At 53.6% G+C, this 1,019-nt stretch carries 1 protein-coding gene; it reads left to right on the forward strand.

Annotated elements, in window-relative coordinates; translation table 11 throughout:
• The first annotated feature begins 170 nt into the window (after positions 1 to 170).
• Positions 171 to 938, forward strand: coding sequence for a hypothetical protein (locus tag NW853_RS09090; RefSeq protein ID WP_414348856.1), 768 nt, complete (start codon positions 171 to 173; stop codon positions 936 to 938).
• Positions 939 to 1,019: the final 81 nt, after the last annotated feature.

The raw sequence follows: 1,019 nt of genomic DNA on the forward strand, positions 1-1,019 counted from the left end.
GGATCCAACCTGCCGCTGCCGAAATGCTAGGGGAGCGCTTCCTCGCCGTCGGCCCTTACACCCGCCTGGAGGTGGAAGGGGAGCTGCGCATGCCCTGAGCAATTCAACCGGGGCTGAGTCTTGCATCTCATTCCCTGGCAGTGCTACCTTGTCAAAAAATTGGAAGAAAAATGTTTGAGGGGTCTTTCAAAGCTCTTGACGGCGAGCTGGCCAGCTTGGTTGAGCTAACTAAGAAAGTGACGAAAGCGGTAGGCAGTGCCCAAGCTGCTAGCAGAAGGGGAGATCTCCAAGCAGTAAACCGCCAGGTAGAAAGCTGTGGCTCTGCCCTCAACAAAGCTCTCTCCCAAGTGGAGCTGGTGAGGCGAGCTCTTGAACAAGCCCAGCAAGCTTTGTCCACCTCCTCCCTCGAAGACCTGGCCCGCGAAGTGGGGGAACGGGTAGACCGGCCCTGGCTTCCTACCGAGAACCCCAACATTTTTGTGGCCTTTCCTATCTTAGTGCACTTTGCCAGAGAGGGGGTGCGTATTGACCGCAAGATTTTCCGATCCCAGCGGCCCAGTGCTATTGCTGAGGCGATCAAGCGAGCAAGAGCCGCCAAGAGCAAAGAGACTGATCCCCAGGCTGTCCTTCAGCTCATTTGGAAGGCAGCAAGAATTGCGTCAGGCTACCTGAGAAAGCGTGTGGAGCAACTGCCTAACTCCATAAGTGTAGCTGCGCGAGATGTCTTCGATGTTCTCCACCTCAATAACTCAGACTACACAGAAGCAGAATTTACGCGACATCTTTACCTTCTAGATCGAAACCCAATCAACAGTGTGGATGGCTATCGCTTGATCTTCTCTGCATCCACAGGTACACGCTCAGGTCGCTGCTATCGCATTCGCGATGAACGCGGTGAGGAACATATTTACTATCTTTTGGAGTTTGAGCGTCTATGAGTGGGGAAACCCAGAGTCGTCCACAGCTTGATTTATGGCTGCGTTGTCTTGAGAAAGACTACCTGGGATCCTTCATCCCTG

This window comes from Synechococcus sp. H55.11 (assembly GCF_047462475.1).
Classification (GTDB): Bacteria; Cyanobacteriota; Cyanobacteriia; order Thermostichales; family Thermostichaceae; genus Thermostichus.